Origin of the sequence: Oscillibacter sp. CU971 (assembly GCF_905219725.1) — a bacterium.
Classification (GTDB): domain Bacteria; phylum Bacillota; class Clostridia; order Oscillospirales; family Oscillospiraceae; genus Oscillibacter.
This window is the reverse complement of record NZ_CAJMXG010000488.1, coordinates 1-1,370: the sequence shown is the minus strand read 5'-3', so window position 1 is coordinate 1,370 and position 1,370 is coordinate 1. Positions and strand designations below refer to the sequence as shown.

At 50.9% G+C, this 1,370-nt stretch carries 2 protein-coding genes; both read right to left on the bottom strand.

What is annotated here, in order from left to right; translation table 11 throughout:
* Positions 1-281 precede the first annotated feature (281 nt).
* On the bottom strand, positions 282-812 hold the full coding sequence (locus tag JX325_RS16820; protein WP_204792171.1) for a hypothetical protein: 531 nt from the start codon (positions 810-812) through the stop codon (positions 282-284).
* Between the two features lie 30 nt (positions 813-842).
* Positions 843-1,157: a hypothetical protein gene (locus JX325_RS16815; protein ID WP_204792170.1), complete on the bottom strand. Its 315-nt coding sequence runs from the start codon at positions 1,155-1,157 to the stop codon at positions 843-845.
* Positions 1,158-1,370 lie beyond the last annotated feature (213 nt).

Below are 1,370 nucleotides of genomic sequence, written 5' to 3'. Positions count from 1 at the left end.
CATCTTGGCCTGGTCGGCCCAGGAGCGTTGTTNGGAGCTGTCGCTATCCTTATACTGCTCCCACGTAAGCTTGTCAGCCTCGTAAGACGAGACCATGGCGCGACAGCTATCCTCGACTTCCTTGCGGGTTTCGTAATTGGTAGCATCGTCAATTTTCTGGTTGACGTAGTCCACCTGATTCGTAAACCAGGTGTTCCCCCAACCGACGAACACGACAGCGATGCAAATGAGGACGGTCAAAACGACCGCCCCCAGAACTGTAAGTGTTTTTCTCATGCCGGTTACCCTCCGATTTTCACGACCGGGTCATCCACCTCGAACGGAATATCAGAGTAGAGGTAGGTGCCGGTCCACTCGACGTACTTACCGTCCGGGGTAAAGAAAAATATCCCGAAGTCGTTCTCCCCATAAGAGCCATCCACATCGGCGATCCATTTGCCGGAAGTCGAGTTGGGCCATGTGCTATCGGGAGTCAGGAAGCTGTTCAGGCTGGACACTTTGCCGTCAACGACAAATCGGCCAACTACACCGCCGCTCTCAGTAAACAGGATAATGTATCCGAGGGGCTTCTCGACCTGACAGACAACTGCGGCAGCTTTTTCTCGCTGTCCATTCACCCAGTAGGCCCGGCGGATCAGGTTGTACCGCTCCAGAGAGAAATCAAGATCGCTCGGAGTGGGCTGATTCTCCTGAAGGTTATTCACGGTGTCCATGGTCTGCATGGCATCTTTGTAGGAACCGGATTCATCACAGCCGGTCAGAATGCAGAGCAGACAAGTCATTGCAAGAGCCAAGGTTACGATTTTCTTCATGGTTATGTACCTCCAATGTTTTATTGTGGATTAGTTTGCCGCAGGGGCATTCTTGATTAAATCGACGACTCCATGCTTCGTCGGCCAGACCATGCCGTCATCAGGATCACCAACTGCTTTCAGAAGGGCCGACCGGCTGATCACATCATCGGACTCACGCTGGCAGATTGCGAGAAAGTCTTCCTTGGTTTTTTCCGCGATTTCTGCCCAAACTGCTCTAGAGGCCAGTTCATGCGTCCATACCGGTCGACCCAGCTTGTCCTCGATGTATTTGTGCAGATCATCGAAATCGCACATCAAGACACCGGTATATGCGGAAATAACAACTTTTTCCCATTTGGTCATGTTAGTTCTCCTTCTTTGGTGGTCGGACTGGAAGTAAAATTCCATCATCCCCGTTTGGCGCCTCGAAATAGATCGGAGAGGTTTGCCGTTGAGGCTTATAGGCTGTACATCCAGGGAGCGCCTGAATCATGTCGATTAGGTATTGCGGATTGACATGTATAAAATTGTCCAGAAAGTAAGATGTGGTCATCGTCTTTCTGCCGCGTTTAACAT

What these genes read in the sequence shown, in the direction of transcription:
- JX325_RS16820 (WP_204792171.1), bottom strand. Translation starts at nt 812, where the DNA reads ATGAAGAAAATCGTAACCTTGGCTCTTGCAATGACTTGTCTGCTCTGC.
- JX325_RS16815 (WP_204792170.1), bottom strand. Translation starts at nt 1,157, where the DNA reads ATGACCAAATGGGAAAAAGTTGTTATTTCCGCATATACCGGTGTCTTG.